The organism is Paeniroseomonas aquatica (genome assembly GCF_030409335.1).
Taxonomy (GTDB): Bacteria; Pseudomonadota; Alphaproteobacteria; order Acetobacterales; family Acetobacteraceae; genus Belnapia; species Belnapia aquatica.
Genome location: NZ_JAUFPN010000262.1, coordinates 1 through 1,742 on the forward strand (window position 1 = coordinate 1; position 1,742 = coordinate 1,742).

The window sequence follows — 1,742 nt, forward strand, 5'->3', positions numbered from 1 at the left end:
ATCCGGGGCCGTCGGCCGATATGAGTAGGAGACTGCCACCGCACACGATGCCGATGTCCGCCACGTTGAAGGTGGGCCAGTGCCAGCCGCCGTAATGGGCGTCGAGGAAATCGGTCACCGCTCCCCGCCGCAGTCGGTCGAGGATGTTGCCGAGGGCGCCGCCGATGACGAGTCCGAGGCCGACGGCCTCGGCGCCCGACCGGGTCCGCCAGAGCCAGGAGCCGAGGAAGGCGACGACGAGGAGGCCAACCGCGACGAGGACCCACACGGCACCGGCCGCGCTGTCCCGGAACATCCCGAAGGTGACGCCGGCGTTGAAGCCGAGCCGAAGGTTCAGCACCGGCAACACCCCCATCCCGCAGCTGTAGGGCGGCCACAGTGTCGACAGCGCCCAGGCCTTCGTCGCCTGGTCCGCGACGAAGGCGGCGACCGCGGCGAGGAGGCCGAGGGTGGGGAGGTGCATCAGCCTTACCGTCACGACCATCCCTCCGTTACGAGGACGAGGAGACCCAGGCCGATGAAGAGGACGCCGTAGACTCCCGCCTCCCATCGCGTGACCCGGGACAGGTCCAGCCCTTCGAGGCCGGTCATGGTCAGCCAAGTAAAGAGGGCCATCGCCGCGACCGTCGCGACTGCGAGCACGCAGGAGAGGAGGATGAAACCCGTCCATCCGAAGACGACCCCTGCGCCATACACCGGCAGGAAGCCCTCGCAAGGCGAGAAGGCCAGCAACGCGAGAAGGCCCGCGATCACGGCGACGTCGGACCGTGGTCGAGCGGCACCGCCTTGGGTCTTATGATGGTGGTTATGGCGGTGACTTCCGGCCTGCGCGTGTCCACCGTGTTCATGCCTGCCGAAGAGGTGGACATGCCCGTGACCTGCGCCGCATGCTTGCCGCCAAACGTAGTAGGTTCCGACCGCGATCAGCGCTCCACCGGCGAGCCACCCGAACGTCCGGCCGAGTGTACCGCCGGCCTCAACGCCGACGAAGACGAGGAGGGCGCCGAGGAGCGCGGTCAGGAGCACGTGGCCCATGCCGGCGAGCGCGACGACGCCAAGGGTGCGGCCGCGACCCCAGCCCTGACCGCGAGCCGCAAGCACAAAGGGAAGCCAGTGGGTCGGGATCGCCGCGTGCAGAAAAGCCACCACGACGCCCGTCACGACGATCGGTGCGAGGAGCTCGGGCTGCGCGACCACTATGCCTCCGCCGCGCGTGGCTTCCAGCTCAGGAGCCGGAGGGCGTTGAGCGTCACGAGCACCGTCGCTCCTGTGTCTGCGAGGATGGCGGGCCAGAGTCCGGTGAGGCCGAGAAGGGTGGTGACGAGGAAGACAAGCTTCAGGCCGACGGCGAGGGCGACGTTCGTCTTGACGTTCAGCATTGTCGCCCGTGACAGGCCGACGAGTTCGGCCACCCCTGTCACACGGTCCCGCAGCACCGCCGCATCCGCCGCCTCCAGCGCGACGTCGGTGCCGCCGCCCATCGCAATGCCGACATCGGCGGCGGCGAGCGCCGGGGCGTCGTTGATGCCGTCGCCAACCATGACGACGGACCCGGTCCGGCGCAGTGCCGCGATCTCCCGCAGCTTGTCGGCAGGCAGCAGCCCGGCCTTCACGTCAAGGCCCAGGCCGCCCGCGATGGCGGCCCCGGTGCGGGGATTGTCGCCCGTGAGCATCACCGCCGCCACGCCAAGACGGGAGAGGGCGGCGATGCCCTCCGTGGCGTCACCCCGCGGCTCGTCGCG

3 protein-coding genes are annotated in these 1,742 nt (G+C 69.9%); all 3 read right to left on the bottom strand.

The annotated features are described in order from the left end of the window. A partial coding sequence (gene lspA / locus QWZ14_RS29200; RefSeq protein WP_290320584.1) for a signal peptidase II occupies positions 1-463 on the bottom strand: 463 nt, incomplete at its 3' end. Between the two features lie 11 nt (positions 464-474). Beyond that, on the bottom strand, positions 475-1,197 hold the full coding sequence (locus QWZ14_RS29205) for a hypothetical protein (RefSeq protein WP_290320585.1): 723 nt from the start codon (positions 1,195-1,197) through the stop codon (positions 475-477). Beyond that, positions 1,197-1,742: HAD-IC family P-type ATPase (locus QWZ14_RS29210; RefSeq protein ID WP_290320586.1), on the bottom strand; the 546-nt coding region annotated here is incomplete at its 5' end. The genes QWZ14_RS29205 and QWZ14_RS29210, both read right to left, overlap by 1 nt.